Annotated in this window: 1 protein-coding gene; it reads left to right on the forward strand. The window is 42.2% G+C overall.

Annotated elements, in window-relative coordinates; all coding sequences use genetic code 11:
• Positions 1 to 260: 260 nt before the first annotated feature.
• The coding region (locus V7D82_RS13605; protein ID WP_333601496.1) for a PKD domain-containing protein at positions 261 to 2,790 on the forward strand (2,530 nt) is incomplete at its 3' end.

The following is a 2,790-nucleotide window of genomic DNA, read 5'->3' on the forward strand; positions in this document are numbered from 1 at the left end:
CCTTCTTTGGCTTCCTGATATGTAGATATTGGATTATATAACGATATAACTGAAACTGGTGAGCTATTGTTTGATAACACTAAAAAAGTTGTATTCATTATTGCCGGAATTTCTGATAAAGTTTTTTTAAAAAAACCATTCCCTGCTAACGAAAAGGTCTCCCCAACCATTTTTTATATAGAAAACGATAAACCTATTGAGCGCGAAGTTTACATGCAACGATTACAAGATGCTGTGAGAAAAAAATAAAGGCCTATAGGATGAAAATTTTAATCAAAATTATTTGCACCCTCATAGCATATGTTGGTTTTACAAACAGCGTATATGCTCAGCCTGCCAATGATAATTGTGGAGCAGCCACAGCTATATCAGTTGGTGTTGGTAGTTGTAGCTCAACATTATATACAAATGTAGCCGCAACGACCGTGGGTGATCCAACTACTCCTGCCTGTTGGTCTCCTAACAGTTTAAGCCATACGGTATGGTTTTCATTTATTGCCACTACAGCTGATATAGAAATTTCAACCAATTTTGGAGGAAGTTTAGCCAATACACAATTAGCCGTATATAGTGGAAGTTGTGGCTCATTAACCCAAATTGCTTGTCAGGAAGACGTCAATACTGCCGGTGGATTATTTCATACTGATGTTATATTACATGGTTTAACCATTGGCAATACTTATTACATCCTTGTAGATGGCAATGGTAATACTACCGGAACATTTGGCGTTTGTGCCCAGGAGACACTACCGGTTGGACCTCCAAGCCCAGTACAAGATTGTGTGACAGCGCAAACATTATGTAATACAAGTAATGTTTCCGTAGCGAACGGAGTGGGTGGTGTTGGGGTTAATCAGGAAAGCCCAACTTGTTTTGGAGCCCCAGGAGAACGATCTTCCAATTGGTATACTTTTACAGTAGCAACATCTGGTACTTTAGCTTTTACTATAACTCCAACGGCAACTATTGATTATGATTTTGCTGTTTATAATACAACCACATCATGTCCGGGAACACAATTATCTTGTAATTGGAGCCCTAATACCGGCGCAAGCGGAACAACAGGTTTAGGTTGTGCCGGTGTACAATGTAACTCAACCTTTACCGTTACTGCTGGGCAAACATATACCATCTTGGTAGATCGATACACCTCTTCTTCTTCTGCGGGATTTACACTTAATTTTGCTGGTACTACCGCTACTTTTGCCAGTCCTAATCCAACATTTACTGCCACTACAGCTTGTGAAGGAACAGCAACACAATTCACCAATACAACCAATGGAAATTTTACATACAATTGGAATTTTGGCGATGGATTTACTTCCAATTTGGAAAACCCATCTCACACTTATGCAGTAGCCGGAACTTATAGTGTGACGCTTTTATTAACTGCCGTGCCTGGTGGTTGTCAAAATGCTATAACACAATCAGTCACAGTAAATCCGTTACCGACGGTTGATGCCGGCATAGGTGGTCTTGTTTGTCCGGGAAGTTGCATCACTTTGAGCGGAAGCACAAATGCCGTTGGATCAATTGGTCCAGTGTCTTTTTCTAATGCCGGAACTTATGCCATTCCGGATGGTAGTACTACCGGGGTTTATTCTCCAATCGCTGTATCTGGTATATCCCCAACAACCATTACAGCTGCTTCAATTGCGTCAGTCTGTTTAAATATGACGCATACTTGGGATTCCGATCTCGACATTTATCTCCAATGTCCGGATGGTACAAGAGTAGAATTATCAACCGATAATGGTATTGCCGGTATCAATTATACCAACACTTGTTTCACTCCTACTGCACCTACTTCAATAACAACTGGAACCGATCCATTTACAGGAACTTGGGCACCTGAACAATCTTTTAATGTTTTAAATGGCTGTACTGCCAATGGAAACTGGCAGCTTTTTGTTCAAGATGATCTTAGTGGTGATGTGGGAAGCATTTCTGGTTGGACTATAACCTTTACCAATAATTTACCTGCATTTACCTGGTCACCAACAACTGGCATGACAAACTCAACTACCCTGACACCTACAGTTTGTCCCGCTTCTACAACGACTTATACATTAACTGCTAATAATGGAACCGGATGTAGCACCACAGATACTGTTACCGTGAATCTTGACACTAGTCTTGTGCCAACTTTTACAGCAGTAGCGCCAATCTGCTCCGGTGGAGCTCTTTCGGCATTACCAACAACTTCCAACAATGGAGTAACAGGAACTTGGGCACCGGCACTTAACAATACCGCAACCACAACATACACCTTTACACCTACAGCCGGGCAGTGTGCTACCACCGCTACTTTGGCTATTACTGTCACCCCAAATACTACACCAACTTTTACAGCAGTGACTCCAATATGTTCCGGTGGAGTTCTTTCGGCATTACCAACAACTTCTAACAATGGAGTAACAGGAACTTGGGCTCCGGCACTTAATAATACAACTACAACAACCTATACATTCACCCCAACTGCCGGACAGTGCGCTGTTCCAACTACTCTAACCATTACCGTTAATCCGAATATCACGCCAACCTTTACAGCTGTGGCTCCGGTTTGTTCAGGTGGTGCGCTGTCAGCTTTGCCAACAACTTCCAACAATGGGTATACCGGAACTTGGGCACCGACTTTAGATAATACAACGACAACCACCTATACCTTTACGCCAACTGCCGGACAGTGTGCTGTTCCGACTACTTTAACCATTACTGTTAATCCGAATATCACGCCAACATTTACAGCAGTGACTCCAATATGTTCGGGTGCTGCGCTTTCAGCATTAC

Source organism: Flavobacterium sp. (assembly GCF_036741995.1).
GTDB lineage: Bacteria > Bacteroidota > Bacteroidia > Flavobacteriales > Flavobacteriaceae > Flavobacterium.